This window comes from Agarivorans sp. TSD2052, from assembly GCF_023238625.1.
Classification (GTDB): domain Bacteria; phylum Pseudomonadota; class Gammaproteobacteria; order Enterobacterales; family Celerinatantimonadaceae; genus Agarivorans.
Genome location: NZ_CP096670.1, coordinates 1,833,718 through 1,856,637 on the forward strand (window position 1 = coordinate 1,833,718; position 22,920 = coordinate 1,856,637).

At 42.7% G+C, this 22,920-nt stretch carries 21 protein-coding genes and 1 riboswitch; of the genes, 10 read left to right on the forward strand and 11 right to left on the reverse strand.

Annotation, left to right across the window (positions count from 1 at the left end; translation table 11 throughout):
• Positions 1-63: 63 nt before the first annotated feature.
• From yejK to M0C34_RS08330, 5 genes are all read left to right on the forward strand, one after another.
• Positions 64-1,068 (forward strand): nucleoid-associated protein YejK, encoded by a 1,005-nt coding sequence (gene yejK, locus M0C34_RS08310; protein ID WP_248715168.1) that lies wholly within the window; start codon positions 64-66, stop codon positions 1,066-1,068.
• Positions 1,069-1,355: 287 nt separating this feature from the next.
• The gene (malE, locus tag M0C34_RS08315) at positions 1,356-2,537 is read left to right on the forward strand and encodes a maltose/maltodextrin ABC transporter substrate-binding protein MalE (protein WP_248715169.1); all 1,182 of its coding nucleotides are present in this window, start codon (positions 1,356-1,358) and stop codon (positions 2,535-2,537) included.
• Between the two features lie 86 nt (positions 2,538-2,623).
• Positions 2,624-4,252: a maltose ABC transporter permease MalF gene (malF, locus tag M0C34_RS08320; RefSeq protein WP_248715170.1), complete on the forward strand. Its 1,629-nt coding sequence runs from the start codon at positions 2,624-2,626 to the stop codon at positions 4,250-4,252.
• 12 nt (positions 4,253-4,264) lie between these two features.
• Positions 4,265-5,155: a maltose ABC transporter permease MalG gene (gene malG, locus M0C34_RS08325; protein ID WP_248715171.1), complete on the forward strand. Its 891-nt coding sequence runs from the start codon at positions 4,265-4,267 to the stop codon at positions 5,153-5,155.
• 87 nt (positions 5,156-5,242) lie between these two features.
• On the forward strand, positions 5,243-6,379 hold the full coding sequence (locus tag M0C34_RS08330; protein ID WP_248715172.1) for an ABC transporter ATP-binding protein: 1,137 nt from the start codon (positions 5,243-5,245) through the stop codon (positions 6,377-6,379).
• Positions 6,380-6,474: 95 nt separating this feature from the next.
• On the opposite strand, the gene M0C34_RS08335 is transcribed toward M0C34_RS08330, so the two are convergent.
• From M0C34_RS08335 to nhaB, 3 genes are all read right to left on the reverse strand, one after another.
• On the reverse strand, positions 6,475-7,170 hold the full coding sequence (locus tag M0C34_RS08335; protein ID WP_248715173.1) for a PilZ domain-containing protein: 696 nt from the start codon (positions 7,168-7,170) through the stop codon (positions 6,475-6,477).
• Positions 7,171-8,052: 882 nt separating this feature from the next.
• The gene (dsbB, locus tag M0C34_RS08340) at positions 8,053-8,571 is read right to left on the reverse strand and encodes a disulfide bond formation protein DsbB (protein ID WP_248715174.1); all 519 of its coding nucleotides are present in this window, start codon (positions 8,569-8,571) and stop codon (positions 8,053-8,055) included.
• A 53-nt stretch (positions 8,572-8,624) separates the two neighbouring features.
• Complete coding sequence (gene nhaB, locus M0C34_RS08345) at positions 8,625-10,196, reverse strand: sodium/proton antiporter NhaB (RefSeq protein ID WP_248715175.1); 1,572 nt, start codon at positions 10,194-10,196, stop codon at positions 8,625-8,627.
• Between the two features lie 245 nt (positions 10,197-10,441).
• Here nhaB and fadR point away from each other — a divergent pair, with 245 nt between their 5' ends.
• Positions 10,442-11,158 (forward strand): fatty acid metabolism transcriptional regulator FadR, encoded by a 717-nt coding sequence (gene fadR / locus M0C34_RS08350; RefSeq protein ID WP_248715176.1) that lies wholly within the window; start codon positions 10,442-10,444, stop codon positions 11,156-11,158.
• 54 nt (positions 11,159-11,212) lie between these two features.
• Here fadR and M0C34_RS08355 read toward each other — a convergent pair whose 3' ends face one another.
• The 3 genes from M0C34_RS08355 to yciH all read right to left on the reverse strand — a co-directional run bounded on the left by M0C34_RS08355 (position 11,213) and on the right by yciH (position 12,751).
• Complete coding sequence (locus M0C34_RS08355) at positions 11,213-11,572, reverse strand: glutaredoxin family protein (RefSeq protein WP_248715177.1); 360 nt, start codon at positions 11,570-11,572, stop codon at positions 11,213-11,215.
• 66 nt (positions 11,573-11,638) lie between these two features.
• Positions 11,639-12,193 (reverse strand): TMEM165/GDT1 family protein, encoded by a 555-nt coding sequence (locus tag M0C34_RS08360; RefSeq protein WP_248715178.1) that lies wholly within the window; start codon positions 12,191-12,193, stop codon positions 11,639-11,641.
• Between the two features lie 4 nt (positions 12,194-12,197).
• Positions 12,198-12,374: riboswitch (yybP-ykoY riboswitch) on the reverse strand.
• Positions 12,375-12,418: 44 nt separating this feature from the next.
• Positions 12,419-12,751, reverse strand: coding sequence for a stress response translation initiation inhibitor YciH (gene yciH, locus M0C34_RS08365; RefSeq protein ID WP_248715179.1), 333 nt, complete (start codon positions 12,749-12,751; stop codon positions 12,419-12,421).
• A 189-nt stretch (positions 12,752-12,940) separates the two neighbouring features.
• Between yciH and M0C34_RS08370 the strand changes: the two genes are divergently transcribed.
• From M0C34_RS08370 to M0C34_RS08380, 3 genes are read left to right on the forward strand one after another with little or no spacing between them, the layout of a single operon-like run.
• Positions 12,941-13,168, forward strand: coding sequence for a FeoA family protein (locus tag M0C34_RS08370; protein WP_248715180.1), 228 nt, complete (start codon positions 12,941-12,943; stop codon positions 13,166-13,168).
• Positions 13,165-15,423, forward strand: a complete 2,259-nt coding sequence (feoB, locus tag M0C34_RS08375; RefSeq protein WP_248715181.1) for a Fe(2+) transporter permease subunit FeoB — start codon at positions 13,165-13,167, stop codon at positions 15,421-15,423. Before M0C34_RS08370 ends, feoB begins: the two co-directional genes overlap by 4 nt.
• The gene (locus M0C34_RS08380; RefSeq protein WP_248715182.1) at positions 15,404-15,649 is read left to right on the forward strand and encodes a FeoC-like transcriptional regulator; all 246 of its coding nucleotides are present in this window, start codon (positions 15,404-15,406) and stop codon (positions 15,647-15,649) included. The genes feoB and M0C34_RS08380 overlap by 20 nt, the downstream gene beginning before the upstream one ends.
• Before the next feature lie 52 nt (positions 15,650-15,701).
• On the opposite strand, the gene M0C34_RS08385 is transcribed toward M0C34_RS08380, so the two are convergent.
• The 4 genes from M0C34_RS08385 to nagB all read right to left on the reverse strand — a co-directional run bounded on the left by M0C34_RS08385 (position 15,702) and on the right by nagB (position 20,538).
• Positions 15,702-17,246, reverse strand: a complete 1,545-nt coding sequence (locus M0C34_RS08385; protein WP_248715183.1) for an EAL domain-containing protein — start codon at positions 17,244-17,246, stop codon at positions 15,702-15,704.
• Positions 17,247-17,358: 112 nt separating this feature from the next.
• Positions 17,359-18,582, reverse strand: coding sequence for an ROK family protein (locus tag M0C34_RS08390; protein ID WP_248715184.1), 1,224 nt, complete (start codon positions 18,580-18,582; stop codon positions 17,359-17,361).
• An 11-nt stretch (positions 18,583-18,593) separates the two neighbouring features.
• Positions 18,594-19,730 carry an N-acetylglucosamine-6-phosphate deacetylase gene (nagA, locus tag M0C34_RS08395; RefSeq protein ID WP_248715185.1) on the reverse strand — a complete coding sequence of 379 codons (1,137 nt, stop codon included), beginning with the start codon at positions 19,728-19,730 and terminating at the stop codon, positions 18,594-18,596.
• A gap of 10 nt (positions 19,731-19,740) precedes the next feature.
• Entirely contained in the window at positions 19,741-20,538 is a 798-nt protein-coding gene (gene nagB, locus M0C34_RS08400) for a glucosamine-6-phosphate deaminase (RefSeq protein WP_248715186.1), read from the reverse strand.
• Between the two features lie 286 nt (positions 20,539-20,824).
• On the opposite strand from nagB, the gene nagE reads away from it, so the two are divergent.
• A complete protein-coding gene (nagE, locus tag M0C34_RS08405; RefSeq protein WP_248715187.1) occupies positions 20,825-22,267 on the forward strand; it encodes an N-acetylglucosamine-specific PTS transporter subunit IIBC in 1,443 nt (480 codons plus the stop codon).
• A 95-nt stretch (positions 22,268-22,362) separates the two neighbouring features.
• Here the strand turns inward: nagE and M0C34_RS08410 are convergent, their stop codons facing one another.
• A complete protein-coding gene (locus tag M0C34_RS08410) occupies positions 22,363-22,833 on the reverse strand; it encodes a CreA family protein (protein WP_248715188.1) in 471 nt (156 codons plus the stop codon).
• Positions 22,834-22,920: the final 87 nt, after the last annotated feature.

Here is a 22,920-nt window from a genome sequence, read left to right on the forward strand (position 1 = left end):
AATTTACTGATAAAGACGCGTATAATAACCCACCTCGTCAGTAAACACTAACAGTAAGAGACCATGAGCATTTCATTAAAACACCTTATTTTACATTCATTAGAATTGGCCGAAGACGGCACTATTGCCCTACAAGCTCGCGCCGACGAGATGGCTCATAGTGAAGCTGCACTTAGCTTAATAGAGAGTCTACACCTCAATTACAGTGGGCGTGCCGCTAAAGGGTTTGGCTTTTATAATGAAGACAATAGTAGTCCCTTCAAGACGCAACTAGATGCTTTACTAAACCAAGACATCGATTTTCATCGATACAGTGTCGATAGCGGCACGGTATTAATTGAAGAACTAAAAAAGTATGAGTTTATTGAGCAGGGCGTGTTATTGCTGGCTAACTATGAACATGTTGCAGGTGAATATCTATTAATCATGTTGCTCGAGAATAAAACCTCTCCTGCTGTGAACGAGAGCTTAGAGCTAACTGCTAGCCGTTATCTTGAGACAAGTTCCATTCAATTAGCGGCTAGGATTGATATCACCGATATGCAACGTAACCCAGAGTCTAAGCGCTATGTCTCTTATGTTAAAGGCAGGGCTGGGCGTAAAATAGCTGATTTTTTTGTCGAGTATTTGGGGTGCGATGACGGCTTGGATGTAAAAGTACAAAATGCAGTGTTGATGCAAGCGGTGGATGATTACTGCCAAGCAACGCAATTAGATAAAGAAGAAAAGCTAGCCTATAAAGGTGAAGTAAAATCTTACTGTGAACAACAGTTAAAAGACGGTGAGGAAATCATCGTAGGAGAATTAGCCAAGGCCTTACCTACCGCTGAAGATAATGTCGACTTTTATCAATTTGCGGCTGAAAACTATCCCCTTGAAGATCAATTTCCAGCTGACCGTACCGCCCTGAAAAAACTGGCTAAATGTTTTGGTCAAGGAAAAGGAGTATCGGTTAGTTTTGAACAAAAATTGTTGGGGGATCGCGTTTTTTACGATGAATCGACAGATACATTGACGATTGTCGGGATCCCTCCTAACTTAAGAGAACAGTTGAAAAATAACAAATAAGTTAATTGTGAGCTCTGAAAAGCTTATCAAAAACTTAAATGTAGTTTTATTACCACATGGAAAGGTTTTCAAGCGTTAACATGGTTGATAATGTTGTTTTATTACCACTGTTTGTTGCTTAAGTGGCCTCCCAAGGCCCATGTGGCCTTGGTTTGGCCGTTTGTAGTATAATTTCAAAAGTGCGAGCTAAGTCATGTGCGAAAGCAACCATATGGGCTAGAATCAAGCCCAGCAAGTTACCCTTGCGACCTAAAAATATAATCATAACGACAGTTAAGGAAAGGCTAATGAAAAAGACAATTCTTGCATCTGCTATAGCGGTTGCTTCTTTAGGCATGGTATCTAATGCTTTTGCTGCGATTGAAGAAGGCCAATTGACCATTTGGGTAAATGGCGATAAAGGCTACAACGGCTTGGCTGAAGTAGGTAAACGCTTTGAAGCTGATACTGGTGTTAAAGTAAGTGTTGCACACCCAGACGATGCCCCTGGTAAATTCCAACAAGCTGCATCTACTGGCTCAGGTCCTGATATTTTCTTGTGGGCTCACGACCGTTTTGGTGACTGGGTTGACGCAGGTCTATTAACTGAGGTTAAGCCAAGCGCAGAGAAAAAAGCAGCAGTTGAAGATTTTGCATGGGATGCAGTAACACTAGATGGCAAAGTTTACGGTTACCCAATTGCTATCGAAGCTATTGGTCTTATCTACAACAAAGACTTAGTGCCTAACCCTCCTAAAACTTGGGAAGAAATTCCTGCACTAGACACCGAACTACAAAAGTCTGGTAAGCACGCAATCCTTTGGGATTACAATAACACTTACTTTTCATGGCCTCTATTGGCTGCGAATGGTGGTTACATCTTTAAATTCGAAAACGGTTCTTACAATGTTAAAGACACCGGTGTAGCGACAGACGGCGCAAAAATGGGCGCTCAAGTTATTAAAGATTTAATCGAAAATGGTCATATGCCAAAAGGCGCTGACTACGGTGTAATGGATTCTGCCTTCAACAAAGGCGAAGTAGCCATGGTTATCAACGGCCCTTGGGCTTGGGATAACATGGAAAAAAGTGGCATCAACTACGGTGTAACTTACATTCCAACTATCAACGGTAACAAAGCTAAGCCAATGGTTGGTGTATTAGCGGGTGCAATTAACTCTGCGTCACCAAATGCTGATTTAGCGGTAGAGTTCTTAGAAAACTACCTTGTTACTAATGAAGGCTTGAAATCTGTGAATGACGATGTACCTCTAGGTGCTGTAGCACTTAAGTCGTACATGGAAGAGCTTTCAAGTGACCCTCGCATCGCTGCAACTTTCGCAAACGCTCAAGATGGTGAGCCAATGCCTAACGTAGCTGCTATGGGTAAATTCTGGTCAGCGATGGCAACATCACTAACCAACATCACTAGTGGTCGTCAACCTCTAGAGAAAGCACTAGACGCGGCAGCGCGTCGTATAGCGAAATAATACGGTCATATTATTTCGGTTAGGAGGAGGATATTGGTCTATCCTCCTCTTAGTTAATTTCGGTCAAATCAAAGGTTGTACATAAGATGGGTCTTTCTGCTTCTCCAGGTTTTATGCAGGGCAAATATGCTTGGCTAAAACTGCTGCTGATCACGGCGATTGTATTGCTTAACGGCTACGCAATTGTTTTGATGTATGCAGGTGGTGAATATGCATTTGCATTGCTCACCCTTGTTGTTGTTTCTACTGGTGTGTATGTTTTTACTACTAAAAAAATGTATGCGCACCGATATATCTTCCCCGGTATTGCCGGAATGGTGGTCTTTATCATCTTTCCCTTGGCGTATACCATTGGTATTGCATTTACCAACTACAGCGGAACAAACTTGTTATCGTTGGAACGTGTTGAGCAATTGCATACCCAAAAAACCTACATGGCTAAAGGTGGTTCATTTGCTTTTCAGTTGCATCAAGCGGCTGAAGGTAAATACATCTTGGCACTCTCACAAGATGAAGATCTTTTTGTCACTTCTCCTGTTGAAGTTATCTCTAACGCCGATGTTCGTACTAAACGGCTTACGCTTGAAACTGAACGTTTTAGGCTTAAACAAGTAGATGCTTTGCCTACTAGTGCTATCGCGCCGATAAAAGAAATTATCTCGCATCGCCAATTTTTCAATAATATCGTTCTTGTTACCCCTAACGGTGATGAACTGGTTATGAATGGCCTGCGCAAATTCTCAGCGATGAAGCCTCTATACACTCGTCTCGCTGACGGTGTAGTTCTTAAAGAAAGTGGCGCTATTCTTCCAGGTCCTTCTATCTTACGAAATAACCAAACTGGCGAATTAATGTTGCCAAATATGGAAACGGGTTATTTTCAGTATATCGATGGCGACGGTGAGTTTGTTGGTGATCGCCTTGCTCCGGGTTTTACAGTTAAAGTAGGCTGGAAAAACTTTGAGCGCGTTGCTACCGACAAAGGTATTAAAGAACCGTTTATCGAAATCTTTATTTGGACAGTTATTTTTGCTGCCGCTTCAGTAGCCTTTACCTTGGCTATTGGTATGGTGTTAGCTTGTCTAATTCAGTGGGAAGAGCTTAAAGGGCGCGCTATTTATCGCGTGGTTCTAATTCTTCCTTACGCTATCCCTGCCTTTATCTCTATCTTGGTATTCAAAGGTTTATTTAACCAAAACTTTGGTGAAATTAACGGTATTTTGGAATCGCTATTTGGTATTAAGCCGGATTGGTTTACCGATCCTGTTATGGCCAAATCGATGATTCTAATCGTGAATACTTGGTTAGGTTATCCGTACATGATGATCTTATGTTTAGGTATGCTTAAGTCTATCCCTGAAGATTTGTATGAAGCTTCAGCAATGGATGGCGCAGGTCCAATCAATAATTTCTTCAACATTACTGTACCACTGCTGATGAAGCCTCTAACCCCGTTGTTGGTAGCCTCTTTTGCCTTTAACTTTAACAACTTTGTATTGATTCAGTTGTTAACCAATGGTGGTCCAGACATTATCGGTGCTTCTACTCCTGCAGGTACAACTGACTTACTCGTAAGTTATACCTACCGTATTGCCTTCCAAGGCGATGGTGGTCAGGATTACGGTCTCGCCAGTGCAATTGCAACGCTAATCTTCTTAGTGGTTGGTGCGCTTGCCTTGATTAACTTGAAATTAACTAAAGCTGACAAGGCATAAGGAGAAGCTACTATGGCAATGGTTCAAGCTAAGTCATTGAAATATAGAAAACTAGCTACTCACGTAGTGTTATGTTTATTTCTATGTTTGATTATATTCCCATTATTGATGGTTATTACTATTTCGTTCCGTACTGGTAACTTTGCGGTAGGCGAACTTATTCCATCTAACCCAACTCTGGACCACTGGCGTTTAGCCTTAGGGATTACAGTTGTAAACCCAGATGGTTCTTTGACACCACCACCATTCCCTGTACTAACTTGGTTGTGGAACTCAATTAAAGTTGCGGGTATTTCAGCACTGTTAATTGTGGCCTTATCTACTACAAGTGCTTACGCGTTTGCGCGTATGCGTTTTAAGGGTAAAGCAACCATTCTTAACGGTATGTTAATTTTCCAAATGTTCCCATCTGTATTGGCCTTGGTAGCAATTTATGCCTTGTTCAACAAGATTGGTGAATACATTCCTTGGTTGGGTCTAAACACTCATGGTGGTCTTATTTTCGCTTACCTTGGTGGTATCGCACTGCACGTGTGGACGATTAAAGGGTACTTCGAAACTATTGACCCTGCGCTTGAAGAGTCTGCGGCTATTGACGGCGCAACTCCATGGCAAGCGTTTAGATTGGTATTGTTACCGCTTTCTGTACCTATTTTGGCAGTAGTATTTATCCTCGCGTTTATTGGGGTAATTACTGAAGTGCCAATGGCCTCTGTATTGATGCAAGACGTAGATAAACTCACGCTTGCAGTAGGTGCTCAACAATATCTCTATCCGCAAAACTACTTGTGGGGCGATTTCGCCGCCGCAGCAGTATTGTCTGGATTCCCTATCACGCTAGTGTTCCTAATGGCCCAACGTTGGTTGGTCGGCGGGTTAACGGCTGGTGGTGTTAAAGGTTAAGTTATTTGGGCGTAGCCGCAGATGCGGCTACGCAAAACAAGATTGATTGCGAATAAAGCGAATACTTTATTCAGTTTGGAGCTAATAATGGCTAATGTAATTCTAAAAAATGTACGTAAGAACTATGATCCTGCAATTCACCAAGACACTTTGCGTGACATTAACTTAGACATTCAAGATGGCGAATTTGTTGTATTTGTTGGTCCATCAGGTTGTGGTAAATCAACGCTTTTACGTATGATCGCTGGCCTAGAAGACATCACTAGTGGTGAACTTCAAATTGGTGGTAACTTCATGAATGATGTTCCACCAGTAGAGCGTAATGTAGGTATGGTATTCCAGTCTTACGCTCTTTACCCACACATGGATCTACGCGAAAACATGTCTTTCGGCCTTAAATTGAAGAAGGTTGACAAAGAGACTATCGAGAAACGTGTAAACAATGCGTCTGATATTTTGGGCTTAGACCCGTTACTTGATCGTAAACCAAAAGAATTAAGTGGTGGTCAACGTCAGCGTGTTGCTATTGGTCGTTGTATTGTACAACAACCAGGTGTATTTCTATTCGATGAGCCTTTATCAAACCTTGATGCTGCGCTTCGTGTGAAAATGCGTATCGAGATTGCTAAACTGCACAAAGAACTTCAATCAACTATTATCTACGTTACCCACGACCAAGTGGAAGCGATGACTTTAGCTGACAAAATTGTTGTGCTAAGCCCATTAGATCCAAATGCAGGGTCTAACTTGGAGCAATATGGTTCTCCGTTAGAGCTTTACCATAACCCTGCAAATAAATTTGTTGCTGGTTTTATTGGCTCTCCTAAAATGAACTTCATTGAAGGCGAACTTATTGAATCGGGTGAGCAACACAGTAAGATTAAATTGGTAACTGGCGATATCATCAGTGCAGCAGTTGACACTAGCCGCGCTAGCGTTGGCGATACTGTAGAGTTTGGTTGCCGCCCTGAGCACTTGGTTGAAGATACCCATGCTCATGCAGAGAACTTCATTACAGGTACAGTTGTAGTTGCTGAACACTTAGGTGCTGAGTCTTACGTTTATATGGACGTTAAAGGCTTCGATTTCACCTTTAAAGCACGTAGCGAATTCCCATCTAACAATGGCGATCAACTACGTGTAGGTTTACCAACTAACGCGGGTTACTTGTTTGATAGTAATGGCATTGCGTTCCCACGTACTGCCAAGTACAACAAAGACTAGAAGTTGACCATTAATATAAAAGCGACCCTAGGGTCGCTTTTTTTGTGCATTGAAATACAGCCAGTAAAAGCGTTTATACTCGATTAATCGATTATTTAGCTTGGTGTCTTATTTTCTTTTTGTAAAATTTCTAGTAGTGCAGTCTGCACAAAAAGCTGTTTTTCTTTTTCTGTGCCTCCAAAACTCAAACCATAATGTACTTTTTCAGGCGCTCGTTGTTCTAGGTGTTGATTACAAATACTGGCTTTAATTGTAAGTGCCTCTTGGTTCTCGATGGCTAGGCTTAAAGTAAAGCTTTGTTGGCTTAGTGGCATTGGGATAGGGCTACTAACAAAGCCACCGCCATTTAACGACAAGTCTTTTAGTAAACCAATCAGCGTTTCGGGTTTGTCTCCTTCGGTGATTAATTGGCAGGGTAAAGAGACGGGTAAGCGACTATGTTGTCGTAAACTGATTTTCTGAATGCTGCGTGGATAATCTAATACTACCCAACGACCAACGCTACTCATCAGCTTAGAAATGGAACCTCGATAAGCAAAAATAGTTGCGTCGGGATCCCCTTCATTGACGATTCGAACCACAATCGACTGGCCTTCGCGAATCAGCTCTTTGGCTGCATCCCATTGCTGGTCCATTCCCCTAGAGAGAATTATACACATGCCGGGTTCAATACCGATTAATCGACTACGTAAGCGCAAAGGGGTCGTCGCAGTGGGAATTTGTAGATGCACCTCAGTTTGACAAGGTAGTGCATTAAACTCTTTTAGTAATTCAGGGGCAATTGGGTCCACGGCGTAATCAAAATATTCTAAAGTATGGCTTAACCTTATCATAATTAGCGAGTTTGTGGGGGGGGGGGGATATTTCTTCTGTTAGAAGCCGCTGATTAATCTTTCAAGCTGTAGCTAAAATATCTCGCATAACTGATTCGGCCTTAATCTTGAAATGATGTGTAAACGATTTAGTGGTAATTGACTCAACTTAACTGGCCCGTTCGAGGCTTAATGTGGGAGCGTTGGTGGGTTAATATAGCGTTAGCTGTGTCACTTAATGTTCTAGATTTATTGCTTAGTTTTGGTCAAACAAATTATGTCACAAACCCGTAACCGACCAAAAAGTTGATCTCAAACTAGCGGCAACCGAGTAGCGCAGGTTCTTTAGTTTTTTTGTAAAAGATACATTGTTGGAATGGCCGCCAACGAACAGTATTGATAAAAATAGTATCTTGCGCATGAAATCATTGACGGGGCTGACTATTACTCTAGTCGCGGCCTTTAAAGCATCATAGACATTGCCAACGAAACGCCCAATGCTACCGTTCTACTTTCGAAATAATGCTCGATGGTGAAAGCAATATTGATTTAGCGACTCTGTTAGGCGATAAAATGGCGAGAACTTTATTGGGACAAGGCCTGTGACAGTGAATGGTTTAGCCGCTGGCATTGTATCAACCCTGTCTGGTGTATTGGATGGTCACCGTTTACACGTTATCGCTTATTAAGAGGTAGGCAAGGGCGCTATTTCAGAAGTGCTTATTGAATCACTGAGTTGATAAACGCTAAATTGAAGGTTATTTATTCCCTATTTAGCGTTCATAACGTTACTGAGCGGAGAGCCGCTAAGCCCTTATCCGATGACCAAATGGTCAACGGATGTTGCTCTAATTTGTTCGCTTAATAGGTGGGTTTTTTACGCCACTGTAGAGCGAAAAACACTACGCCGGCGCAGAGGAAAATGGCAAATATCGCGATTAGCCATTGCGGCATTGACCAGCCAAAGAACATCCAAGAGATTTCGTCGCAAAAACCGGTTGGATTAAATAGCCATGGGATCCATTTATCTAGCGGCATCCACTCAGGGAAATTAGCAAAAAAATCACACGTGGCAAAAGGATTTGGATTCATCTGATAATCAGTGTGGGTAATCGCCAGTTGCAAACCCCAACCAGCACTAGCCAACCACAAGCCAAAGGCGGCCAAACGAACAATTAGGTACTTGGGTGCAATGCAACCCACTAAGCCAGCAGCCATCAAACCGAACATAGCTACGCGTTCGTAGATGCACATGACACAGGGATCAAGCTTCATCACGTGTTGAAAGAACAACGCACATAATTCAAGTGACAAGCTACCAACAAAAAGCAGAAACCAAGGTTTACGTTGGTGCGGCATACTGCTTAAAAAGTTGAGCATATTCAATAACTCCTATAAATAAAAAGGCGATGCAAGCATCGCCGTTTTTAATTTTAATGTCCAGCAGAAACCGCTGACGCTGCACCCGCAACGTGATGGGTAATCCATCCCATATCATAGAAGTATTGGGTCGCAGGCACTAAGGCATATTCAACACAAAGCAAACCTACGCCAGCCAATACAACAGTATAAGGCAATGCCATCCACACCATTCGTCCGTATGACAAACGTAACAGAGGTGCCAATGAAGAGGTGAGTAGGAATAAGAATGCGGCTTGACCATTTGGCGTCGCCACTGAAGGTAGGTTCGTACCCGTATTAATAGCCACCGCAAGCATGTCGAACTGATCGCGGGTAATTTGACCTTCGTTCCAAGCAGTTTTGACTTCGTTTATATAAACCGTACCAACAAATACGTTGTCACTTACCATCGAAAGCAAGCCATTAGCCAGATAGAAGGCGACTAACTGGCCTTCTTCTTCAATAGACAACACCCAATGAATAACGGGCTTAAACAACTCTAAGTCAATAATTACAGCAACAATAGAGAAAAATACGGCTAACAAAGCGGTGAATGGCAGGGCTTCTTCAAAGGCCTTACCTAATTGGTGCTCTTCTGTAATTCCCGTGAACGAAGTGGCTAAAATAATCACCGACAGACCAATTAGGCCCACGGCGGCTAAGTGTAAGGCTAAACCGGCAATTAGCCATACTGCAATTAGCGCTTGTACGATTAGCTTGGCGCGATCGCGATTATTACGCTTCTCGTCTTCAAACTTATCATAGTCAGTAAGAATTTTTCGTACGTTGGGAGGAAGTTCTCCTCCGTAACCAAACTTACCTACTTTTTCTAACAGCACACAAGTGGCTAAACCAAAAATGAGTACTGGTATCGACACTGGAGACATACGCAAGAAGAACTCAAAGAACTGCCAGCTTGACTGGTCGGCAATGATGAGGTTTTGTGGCTCACCGACCATAGTACAAACGCCACCCAGCGCAGTACCTACACCCGCGTGCATCATTAAACTACGTAAAAACGCTCGAAAGCCTTCTAGGTCATTACTGCTTAAGTCATCATTGGTATGATCGTGCTTTTGATGAAAATCTTTGCCTGAAGCTACCTTGTGGTAGATGCTGTAGAAACCTATGGCAACGCTGATCACAACCGCAATAACGGTTAAGGCGTCTAGAAAAGCTGATAGAAAAGCGCCAGCAGCACAGAAGGCCAAAGACAAAATAGCCTTGTCTTTGATTTTTATTAGCATCTTGGTGAATACAAAAAGCAGTAACTGCTTCATGAAGAAGATCCCTGCCACCATGAAGATTAGCAACAGTACTACTTCAAAATTGGCCACTAATTCATGTTTTACGGTTTCAGAGGATGTCATACCGATGGCTACCGCTTCAATAGCCAACAAACCACCAGGTTGAAGAGGGTAACATTTTAAGGCCATCGCTAAAGTGAAAATGAACTCAATAACCAGCAACCAACCCGCGAGAAAGGGGTTAATATAAAAAACGATGGGGTTAATAATTAGAAATAAAACAATGGCTTTTTTATACCAAAGAGGTGCATTACCAAGAAAATTCTTAGCAAAAGCACTGGTAAGACTTGTATTCATCCTGAAATCTCATTGTTGTTCAAATGCGGGACGAGTTTTCCCCTACGGAAACTCGCCGCGATTGTATGTGATATCAAGCAGTTTTGGTAGTTGAACGTGCGAAATCATCAAATTTAATCAATAACTGAAAAGAAATGTTATTGGATTTGCAAAACTGGAGGTTTGAGCTCAAACCACTTACTTTAGCTTTAGTTAATGGTTTGTTATTATCCAATGAATAAAAACGAAAATAGACTGAGTAAAAAATGGTAATTAAAGCAAAAAGCCCAGCGGGATTTGCAGAACAGTACATTATTGAATCTATCTGGAATAATCGCTTTGCTCCCGGCACCATATTGCCTGCTGAAAGAGAATTATCAGAGTTAATAGGGGTAACAAGAACCACGTTACGTGAAGTATTGCAGCGTTTAGCTCGCGACGGCTGGCTAACCATTCAGCACGGTAAACCTACCAAGGTGAATAATTTCTGGGAAACGGCCGGGCTGAATATTCTAGCGACGCTGGCTCGATTAGATACCGAGGGGGTTCCAGAGTTATTCGAACAACTGTTGTCTGCTCGAACCAATATTAGTGTTATTTTCATTCGCGGTGCTTTAAAAAATAATCCTGAGAAAAGCCGTCAGCTTATTGAGCAATATAAGCTCTTAGAACAAACCGGAGAAGCCTACGCTGAGTTTGATTATCAAGTGTTGCATGGCCTATCTTTTGCCTCTGGTAACCCTTTGTACGCATTAATCCTAAATGGATTTAGAGGCATGTATCAAAGTGTAGGCAAATATTATTTTGAAGACCCGGTTTCACGCCAACTGGTTGATAAGTTCTACGATGATCTCATTGTTCTTGCTGAGTCTGGCGAGCACGATAAAGCGCTACAAGTGGTACGTAATTACGGTATTGCTAGTAGTGAAGTATGGAAGCGATTACGTGAGACAATGCCAAGTGACATTATGGACGTAGACTAACTGTGCGGCGAATGAAAAAAAGCTCCGCATGACGGAGCTTTTTTGTTGACTTATTTATGCAACTTTCTGTTCTAAATAACGAATAATATCATTTGATTCATACAACCATTCTACTTGGTCGCCTTGAGTTATGCGCAAACAAGGAACTTTTCGTGAGCCGCCGCCAGTTACCAGTTCTTCGAGGTATTTAGGCTGAGCGTTAATATCTCGTAAGCCAATATTAATACCGTTACGTTTCATGGCTCGTCTTACTTTTACGCAAAAAGGGCATGCCGCCAATTGATAAAGGTCTAAACCTTGTAACTTTTGATCAATGGCTGCTTGATCTTCGCTACTGCGTATCACTGATTTGGGAGAAAAAACCGCATTTAGTAACAATATAATACGGCCTAAAATCCAACGAATTACTTTCATCTTTCACAACCTTGCTAACAAATTTTGCCAGAGTGTAACATAAATTAGTTAAAGCTTAAGCCCAAGCTAAAATAGCAATGTAGTTACACCCAACACCAAAAATAATACAGCGGTAATACGGTGGATTAAGGCCATCGGTAGTTTATCAACACCTAGCTTCCCAAGGAGTACTACTGGTACATTGGCTAAACACATACCAATGGTCGTTCCCATAATGACCATAAACAGCGAGTCGTATTTTGCCGCCAAGATCACCGTGGCTACTTGAGTTTTGTCGCCAATTTCAGCAATAAAGAACAGTATGAGAGAAGCAACAAAGGGGCCATACTTGAGCATACCACTTTCTAGGTCATCCACTTTGTCTGGAATTAACACCCAGATAGCCATAGCAATAAATGACAACCCTAACACCCAACGCAATATCTCTGGGCTGAACCACGTTTGCACAAAAGAGCCAAACCACGCTGCGGCGGCGTGATTGAGTAAAGTGGCAATGATAATGCCAGCAATAATGGGTAAGGGTTTACGAAACTTGCAGGCTAATAATAAGGCCAGTAGTTGGGTTTTGTCGCCAATTTCGGCGATAGCAACAGCGGTGATTGAAGTAAATAGGGCTTCCATTAATATCTCTTAATGAGGCGAGCAAATAAACCAATGCACACAACGCCGCTCACCTCTTTATAGCGTTAATGTGCATTTGGTCTTGCCAGGCCTGTTTAGGCTGCATTCACCATAGTGATTTTGCACTAAGTATGTTGATGAATGCCCGTTAACCCTAAGGTTATTGGCGGCTACTCCCCAAAAGCGCGCTGAATATAGCTAAGTCACCATAAATAATCAATGCGTTTATCCGCCAATACGCTTAGTTTTGTAATCGCGTTGTTTTAGCCAAGCTTCTAACTTGTCTCTCTGGTCACCTTGGATTTCGATAACGTAGTCTTTAACACTACCGCCTACGCCACAGTGCTTTTTCATTTCTTTGCATAGGTTCTTTAGGCTTGTTTCATCAAGGCCAAAACCACTTAAGCAGGTGACTCCTTTACCTTTTCTACCTTTAGTTTCACGGCGCAGTTTAACGAAACCATCACTGCTTGGTATTTGCTCTTCTTGTTGCTCTGGCTCTATGCGGCCTTGATCGGTGGAATAAACAAGTTGAGAGAGTTGGTCTTTGAATGACATCTTCAATTTACCTTAATTGTAGTTGCGATGATGGTAGCGTATTTGTTTAGCTAGTTTCAAAAAAATACCTCACAAAAATAAAAACCTATAAACCCCAGCTTGATTTAGATCATTGTTGTTTTGTGACGGGTGACGCACAATCTACTAAATGAAAATCATTACTATTTAGAATTGAGCCCAGGAGATAGCATGTCATTGGATGAAATAGCCATAGGCCAACAAGCTTTGGTGTTAAGTTTACAACACTTACCAAGGGCCAATCGTAAAAAATTAATGTCATTGGGCATTTTGCCTGATTCAACCTTAACCATTGTTAGGCGCGCTCCGCTGGGTGATCCGATCCAAATTAGCGCAGCCGGAATCAATTTGGCCTTAAGTGCTAAGCAAGCTAAAGCTATTGAGGTACAAGCCCTATGAATACACATATGATTGCCACCGTTGGTAACCCAAATAGCGGTAAAAGTACCTTATTTAATGCGCTTACTGGCAGTAAACAAAAAGTAGGCAATTTTAGCGGCATTACTGTAGACAAAAAGTCAGGCTGGATCCGCCACCCGGATTGGCAGGCAGAAGTAATTGATTTGCCGGGGGTATACAATATTGACCCGCAACTAGATAAAAGCTCTATCGATGAACGTATCGCTTGTGAGTTTTTACAATCAGAGCCTTTAGACCTGATAATTAATGTTGTTGATGCCAGTTCAGTAGAACGCAGTTTGTATTTGACTATCCAATTGAAAGAGTTGGGCTTACCCGTTGTGCTTGTGCTGAACAAGATGGATACCGCCAAAGCCCGACTGCTTAACATTAAAGTGAAACAATTTAGCGAGCGCTTCAATCTTCCTTTAGTGTGTTTATCTGCCACGTCTAAAAAGCAAGTTGAAGCGTTTAAGAAAAACCTGCCTCAGTTAATGCTTCAGGCACAACAAAGCTCGGCCTTGAATATTCAGTACTCTTCACAGATAGAACACTTTGCAGCCGAATGGCAGCAAAGTCTGGATTTGAATAAAGGCCAAGTATTACGCTTACTGGAACTAGATCCCTGGTTAACTGAAACGCTAGACGGCGATCAACAACGAGCGCTTCAACAAGCCTTGCTGACGTTTTCAGCTGTGGACATCGATTTAGAGTTAGCCGCTAGTCGCTACAATTTTATCTATGAGCTTACTCAAAGCTGTATCGCCAAAAAAGGCCAATTAAACAGAGACTATTCAGCCCTCATTGACCGCGTGTTATTAAATCGATGGTTCGGGATCCCTGCCTTTCTGGGCGTAATGTACCTAATGTTTATGTTTGCCATTAATGGCGGTGCTGTATTCATCGACTTTTTCGACATCGCTGCAGGGACCATTTTTGTCGACGGGGTCAATCAGCTACTGAGTCTTATTGGTACGCCTGATTGGGTAGGCCTAGTATTAGCCGACGGCGTAGGCGTAGGGATTCAAACGGTGGCGACCTTTATCCCTGTGATTGCTTGTTTGTATCTATTCTTAGCCTTGTTAGAAAGCTCAGGTTATTTGGCCCGCGCTGCTTTTGTTGTAGATAAAGCGATGCAAATGATTGGCTTGCCGGGCAAAGCTTTTGTACCAATGCTAATGGGCTTTGGTTGTACAGTTCCCGCTATCATGGCTACTCGAGTATTAGAAAAGCACCGTGAGCGGGTATTAACCTCTGCCATGAGTCCGTTCATGTCCTGCGGTGCTCGTTTACCGGTATACGCTTTATTTGTTGCGGCATTTTTCCCTAATCAAGGGCAAAACATGGTTTTTGCGTTGTATTTAATTGGTATCGTTGCCGCTATTGTTACTGGGCTATTGCTTAAGTACACATTGTTACCCGGTAGCGCTCAAGATTCAGTGCTAGAACTTCCTGATTACCAATTACCCACGGCATTTGGGGTGTTACTGTTAACCTGGCAAAAGGTGCGAGGTTTCATTGTTGGAGCGGGTAAAACTATTGTACTAGTAGTGGCAATATTAAGCGTTTTAAATCACATTGGCACTGGCGGTGAACTCGACGCTGAAGGCCAAGAGCACTCTTTACTAAGTCGAGCCAGCCAGTTTGTTACCCCGGTATTTGGTCCAATGGGAATCGAACAAGATAACTGGCCTGCAACCGTCGGTATTGTCACTGGTTTGTTTGCCAAAGAAGCGGTAATCGGTACATTAAATAGCTTATATGCAGACCCGTCAGAAGACGCTGAAGAATGGACATACTTGGGGCGCTTCCAAGAAGCGGGGCAAAGTATTATCGACAACTTTAACGACTTAAGTTACGACGACCCACTAGGTATTGGGATTGAAACCGCTGATAACTTAGCGGCCGCAGCCGAACTGAATGAAGTAGACATAACTACCATGTCTCAGTTAGAGAAGCACTTTACGCCTGAATCTGCGGTGTCATTTATGTTGTTTATTTTATTGTACATGCCTTGTGCGGCGGCAATGGGAGCCTTGGTAAAAGAACTAGGGATGAAATGGGCGCGCTTAATAGCGGTATGGTCTACGTTATTGGCCTACAGTACCGCCACTATTTATTATCAGTTGGCTACTTGGCAGCAAGCACCGGTGTCTGCCAGCGTATTGTTGTTTGCTATGGTAGTCATGTTGAGTGTTTGGGTACTGTTCTTAAAGCGGAAAAAGGCAGAGCATTATGATATTACAAGCGCTTAAGCTATATATTGAAGCTAACCCTGGCGTGATGCTTAACCAAGTAGCCAAGCATTTTTCGCTGACTGATGAGGCGGCCTTAGCAATGCTCCAGCCTTGGTTAAAACGCCATCGTTTAAAGTTGGTAAAGTTAGCATCATGCTCGGGTGGGTGTGGTTGTGCGGCGGCGAGTGACGAACAATGGCAACTTTATTGGCAAACAGAAGATAAGATTGGAATCACCTGTTAACGGGGAGCTTTGCAGGTGTTGAAAAGGCTGAATGTATTCAGCCTTTGTCAGTTCAGGACTTGTTATCTTGCTGAGATGCGAGGTACTTCTCTATGAATACATCAATTGGCATGGGCTTGCCAAACATCCAACCCTGCCCATATTCAACACCTAGCAGCTCTAATGCCTTCGATTGCATGACATTTTCTATACCTTCAGCGATTACTTTTAAGTTCGACTTATGCGCTATATCCACCATGTGCGGCACCAAAGATGAACGAATGGCGCCTGCTTCTAATTCGAATACAAAACTTTTATCGATTTTTAGGTACTGACAACGGAAGTTTTTAAGCTGTTTAAGGTTTGAATATCCGGTACCAAAATCATCAATGGCGACTTCGAAACCCTGTTGGATGATGTGGTTGATATTGCGGTTCGCGTTTAAGCTGTCTAGTTGTAAATCTTCGGTGATTTCTAAAGTGATGTTTCCATCGAACTGTTTCACTTCAACAAGCTCACTAAGGGCCGCTATTTGATTGCTCTCAACATCGTTAGGAAAAATGTTGAAGCTGATCTTGGTGTCTTTCTGTATCACTTTACTGGCTTGTAATTCATGCAGAGCGGTTTCAATAATATGTTGGGTAAAGGGCCAAGTGAGGCGTAAACGGCGTATTTCAGGAATAAATTCATCAGGGAACAGCCGACCATGTTGATCTTCGAACCTAGCTAACACTTCGCCGCCAATAATTCGTTTAGTCTTTAGATCAACCAAAGGCTGTATTTGATAAGAGAAATAGCCTTTTTTCAAGCCTCGGCGTAGCCGTGAACCCACGCTAACATGACGCCTGATTAAGCTTTCAGAACAGATACTCGTAATGATGCCAAAAGCAAAACTAAACAATAACGAAAAGGCTAAAAAGGCCAATTTGTTTCTAATAAGGGTGTAATTGTAAAGGCTTAATGCTACGCAAAACTCATAGTTTTCACTACAACGATGAAAGTAGTGAAAGTTATCGTTGGCTTCTTCATATTCGTTTAACTGGGCTTGTTTGAAAATACCTGGGGTACCAATTAAATGGGTGATTTGGTTATTATAACGATTGACTATCTCCCATTGATTATCACCAAATTCTAAGTTTCCAAAGGTATTGTTGTTCACCACAACATTAAAATCGCCTTTGCGTAAAACCACGCCTGAGAGCAGATTATCAAATACTACTAGTTGCTGGTTTAACCATAAATCAAAGCCCAAGCCAGTACTAAATGTGGGGGGTTCCAATTCCATCGGGCTAGCCAGAGCGCCGCCGGTGGTGGTGCATACCAAGCGTTCATTTTGAATAAAACCTACATCTTTGATGTAATCACTTAAAAAAACCACTTGGCGCATTTTTAATAACGCGCTGTCGCTACAGTCTTCGATGTCGAGGTGACTGAGGTCATCTAAGGATTGAAGTGAATCATAAATAACCGATTGAGTAAGATTAAGTGTGCTGTGAGCAATATGTCGCTGAGCTTGAGTGATTTCAGATGAGAGTAGTTGCAAGGCTATTATCACCACCGCTAAGCAGGCGCTTAGTCCACTGGCTATCACAATAATACGTTGGGTAACGACTCGCATCCAGCTAATTCCTTATGCTCCAATCATCTGATTAAAGCACAAAAAACCGACTAAAAGCTATAATTTACAAGCGCCTAATTACATTTATAGTCATTATTAGCTTTAGGCGTGGCTAACGCGCTTGTGACTTTTCGTTGATTAAACGGATCAATAAACTTCCGTCTAGTAAGGCCCGTTTCACGAGCGCCAAGCCACCCATAGTAGGATTTTTCTGAAAATGCGCAGCTTCAATAGGTAAACCGTGGGCAAAAGAGCTTAGTGCTTGGTGGTCGATACATTGTTTGATGGTCGGTAACAGTATGCTCTGTGCCGCCATTATTTCACCCGCTATGACGATCTTCTCTGGATGAAATAGGTTAATGGTAATAGCGATACTGTTGCCGAGCATTTTTGCTACGCGGTGCAACACTTGATGACATAACATGTCCCCTTGATTGGCAGCGAAACATACATCTTCAATACCAAAGTCACCTTGCAATATCGAAGGGCAGCCTTGGCTAATTAAGGTCTTTAGGCGCTCTACAATGGCACTATTAGATACAATAGTTTCTAAGCAACCTACGTTACCGCATTGGCAGCGGTCCCCCAAAGGATCAACTTGAATATGTCCTATTTCTCCAACATCGCGGTTTTGGCTCATAAACACTTGGCCGTTAACAATGATACCTGCGCTGGCCCCGTTATGAACGGTAATTAAAATTGAATCTAAGCAGTCTCTGGTTGAGCCAAAGTAGTGCTCAGCGAGCGCCATGGCTCGGGTATCGTTACCGATATAAGCGGGGAGTGAAAAGCGTTGTTCAATGATGGATGCGAGAGGGTAGTCACGAAGCTGATAATGCGGCGTATATACTACCAAGCCTTCACCGGGATTAACCAAACCAGAAAGGGTTATGGCAATTGCGATTAGGTTTTGAGAAGCACTCACTTGTTGTTTAATAAAAGCATCAATGTTGCTAAGCAGGGTATCTACTAAGGGTTGCTGCTCTACTTCTGCAATAACAAGCTTATTGTGAGCATGAGATTCTCCGCTTAAATCAAATAGCGAAATATCCATTTCTCCACGACCTAAACGCACCGAAATAAAGTAATAGTGGCTTTGTTCTGTCATTAAAGAAATAGCTCTACGCCCGCCAGTAGACGCTTGCTGAGCCACTTCTTTAATTAGGCCTGTAGCGATCAGCTGACGAGTGATTTTAGTCACACTGGCCGGAGCCAATTGGCTTTCTTCAGCGACTTTGACACGTGAAATCGGACCTAATTGATCTATCATTCCGTATACTGCTGCAGTGTTTACCTGTTTAACTTTATCTACGTTGACAATAAGTTTGTTATTCATGCTTTTGTTGCTTAAAACCGTGTGAGTTGGCCATCGCTAATCGTTAAAGTGACATTAAAATCTTGGTCAAATGCGGTTAAGTTTGCGCTATAACCTGCTTTGATTCGGCCAAATCTATCGTCTCGTGAGATTGCAGTTGCTGGATACAAAGAAGCCATTCTTAAACTGTCTCTCATAGACAAACCGACTGATTGTACGCAGTTTTTTACTGCCCCAATCATTGTTAGAGCAGAACCGCCGAGTGTACCATCATCACCAAAGCAAATCCCATCTTGTACGGTAATTTTGCGTCCCACAAAATCAAAGCTACTTATATCGGCTCCAGCAGCAGCAGTGGCGTCGGTTACCAAACACAATTTGTGGCGAAGTAAACGCTTGGCGATGCGTACATTGGCGTCGGCAACATGGTGGCCGTCGACGATAATACCAGCGAACAGGTTATGGTCATAAATTGCACCGACTACGCCGGGTTCACGCCCCGTCATTGGGCTCATGGCGTTGTACAAATGGGTGGCAAATCCTACCCCTGCGTTGATTGCTTCACTGGCTTGTTGATAACTGGCGTTGGTATGTCCCAATGAGACTAATATGCCTGCTTCTTTTAATGCCGAAATGGTGGTTAATTTGACATGTTCGGGTGCTAAGGTGATTTTTTTAATCGCGTCATTGTTATCTAGTAAGAAGCGTAAGCGCTGTTGGTTAAGTTGGCGAATAAGCGCTTCACTATGTATGCCTTTTTTATCCACGCTGAGGTAGGGGCCTTCTAAATGTAAGCCCAAGTTGGCCGTACCATGGCTGAGTTGATGTGCGCGCGATACTTCTACCGCTTGCTCCATTTCCTCATCATTGGTAGTGATAAGTGTCGGCATGAAATTCGTGGTGCCACTTCTAAGGTTACTGTTATGCATAACCTCCAGGTTGTGGGCAGTAAATTCGCCATTGAGCATCACCCCTCCGCAACCATTTAGCTGCAGGTCAACAAAACCTGGGCATAACACCGCGCCATTGAGGTCGATACTACTGATCTGTGGTGATACTTGTTGGTTAGGAACTACCGAACTGACTTGGCCGTCTTCAATTAATACGGAATAGCCATTTAACAATTCGCAACCATCAAAAACTAGAGCATTGGTAAGGGCATACATCATTCCGATTTTCCTAAATATTTTTTATGTTGTTGGCTTCAAGTTCTTGAAAGTAACGAACTGTTTTTACTTTCAGTTCCATGGTTGAAGGCTCGTCGCATACTACCATTGCTTTAGGGTGAATTTGTAGCGCAGATATAGTCCATAGATGGTTAACGCTCCCTTCTACGGCTGCTTGTAGGGCCTGCGCCTTATTGTGTCCGGTCACCAGTATAAGGATTTCTTCAGCATCTAAGAGGGTACCTACACCAACAGTTAAGGCCAGTTTTGGGACTTCTTCGATGTTGTTGAAAAAGCGCGAGTTAACCATACGAGTATCTTCTGTAAGGGTTTTAACTCGCGTGCGTGAAGCCAATGATGATGCCGGCTCATTAAATGCAATATGACCATCTACACCAACGCCACCCATAAATAAGTTAATTTTACCGTACTGCTTAATTTTTGCTTCATATTGGGCGCATTCGGCTTCTAAATCTTCAGCGTTACCATCGAGTAGGTTGATGTTGTCAGCTTTGATATCAATATGTGAGAAGAAGTTGTTATGCATGAAACTGTAATAGCTTTCCGGATGTTGCTTAGGGATCCCGACATATTCATCCATATTGAAAGTCACAACATGCTCAAAACTAACCCGTTTTTGTTTGTGTAGTTCTATAAGGTGTTTATAAGTGGTGAGCGGGGTGCCACCAGTAGGGCAACCGAGAACAAAAGGCTTGTCAGCGGTAGGTTTGAAGGACTTAATTTTCTCTGCGATATAAAGTGCAGACCAGCGTCCTACTTGTTCTTTGTCTAGTAAAGGTATCAGTCTCATGATTTTTCTCCGCAAGTTTTGATTTATCTTAGCAGTTTAATTCTCGTCGAGAAATAAGTTTCGTTAAAAATGTGATTAGTAGCAGTTTAAAAATAATTTAGTAACGTATTGATCACATATTTACCCAATCTTTATTTGCGTGGAGAATTTAATTATTTACACTGCGAATTAAGTTCTTGGTGGAACGTTTAGCAAGACTCGCTGTGTATTGGAACACTAAGGTCGAATTGGCAATTGCCGCTAATAAATTTGAATTTGGTTAATGATAGCCATAAAGAGGGATACTATGTTTACCTATTTACAGAAGATTGGACGAGCCTTAATGGTACCCGTTGCAGTATTACCTGCAGCGGCCATTTTAATGGGAATTGGTTACTGGATAGACCCCAACGGTTGGGGTGGGAACAGTGCATTAGCGGCATTTTTAATTAAGTCTGGTGCCGCTATTATTGACAATATGTCGGTACTGTTTGCTATTGGTATTGCTTACGGCATGTCTCGTGATAAAGACGGCGCAGCAGCCTTGGCCGGTTTCATTGGTTACATGGTGATTACTACTTTGCTAGCGCCAGGCGCGGTAGAGCAAATCGGACTAGTGGCCTTAGATGAGTCTAGTACTTTGGCTTTCTCTAAAATCAATAATCAGTTCGTTGGTATTATCAGCGGTATTATGGCTGCCGAGCTATATAATCGCTTCTACCAAGTTGAGCTGCACAAAGCGTTGTCATTCTTTAGTGGCAAGCGTTTAGTGCCTATTCTTACTTCAGTGGCAGGTATCGGTATGGCTTTTGTACTGATGTATCTTTGGCCGCTTATCTTTGGAGGTTTAGTCACCTTTGGTGAAAGCATTACCGGTCTAGGATCTGTAGGGGCCGGCATCTATGGTTTCTTCAACCGCATCCTTATTCCGGTGGGTTTACACCATGCATTAAACGCTGTGTTCTGGTTTGATATGGCGGGCATTAATGATTTAGGTAAATTTTTGAGTGTGGCTGCGGATGCCGTACCAGGTGAAACAGGCCGATACATGGCGGGTTTCTTTCCTATTATGATGTTTGGTCTACCGGGTGCAGCGCTGGCTATTTATCATACAGCTAAAGCAGAAAACAAAAGTAAAGTTGCGTCAATTATGATTGCAGCGGCAACGGCGTCTTTCTTTACGGGTGTAACAGAGCCACTAGAGTTTGCCTTCATGTTTGTCGCCCCGGTACTTTATGTGGTGCACGCTCTACTTACCGGGGTGTCGGTATTTATTGCCGCCTCAATGCAGTGGATGGCTGGCTTTGGCTTTAGTGCGGGTTTGGTCGATATGGTGCTGTCTTCACGTAACCCATTAGCCACTAACTGGTATATGTTAATCCCACAAGGTTTAGTGTTTTTTGCAATTTACTACTTCGTCTTCAAAACCATGATCATCAAAATGAACTTGAAAACACCGGGCCGTGAAGAAGCTGACGAAGACGAAACGACCTTAAGTGTTGGTGGTTCGCATGCAGAGGTGGCAGGCTTAGTGCTTACCATGCTAGGTGGTACAGATAATGTTGTATTGGTAGATAACTGTGCAACCCGTCTTCGCTTAGAAGTGAAAGACAGTGGCCAAGTTAATGTAAAAGAACTCAAAAAACATGTGCCAGGTGTGATTGTACCGAGCAAAACAGCGGTACAAGTTGTAATTGGTCCACATGTTGAGTTTGTTGCCAGTGAATTAAAAATACTGGCTGCAAAATAAACGCAAAGCTCAAGAACTGTTGTTACCATTGTACTGTTTGGCCCTCCTTGGAGGGCCTTTTTTATGGTGGTAGAGTAAAACCGAGTATTGCTAGATTAGGGAGTGACAAGGCTTGGCTCTTGGTAGGCTTGAGTTCCCCAAAGCGGTACCGTTGATAAACTGTGTTTGTAACTCCCCGAGGTTTCTTTAGTGGAGTACGACAAGTACATCAACGTTTGTGACTCAAGATCGTATATACGGCGAATTTTTAGTGATTTAAACAGAATGCTCTTTGACTTTTTAAAGACGACTTCGCCAGATTTTGAGGTATCGATATTGGTCAGCATAGCGGCTGTTATTTCGCCTGTTTGGCGGCAGGAAATAGAGGCATCGCTAGGGTCGGCAAAGTCTAAATCCGCCTCAACATTTGCAATGTGACAAGTCACCCCTGGTATTAACGGATCATTGAGTACGCTAATTTTAATATCTTTGGTGGTAAACAAGCCAAGTGATACGTCAGCGACTTCACTGCTATCACAAGCGACTAAAAGGCTGCTGGCCAATAAAATGGCTAGGGTGTTTTTCATTGCGTTGCTTCTCTGTTGTTCACTCATTGTTAGATTTACGCTACTGTGCTTAGCCTTAATTAGCAATGAATAATTAGAGCGTTAAAG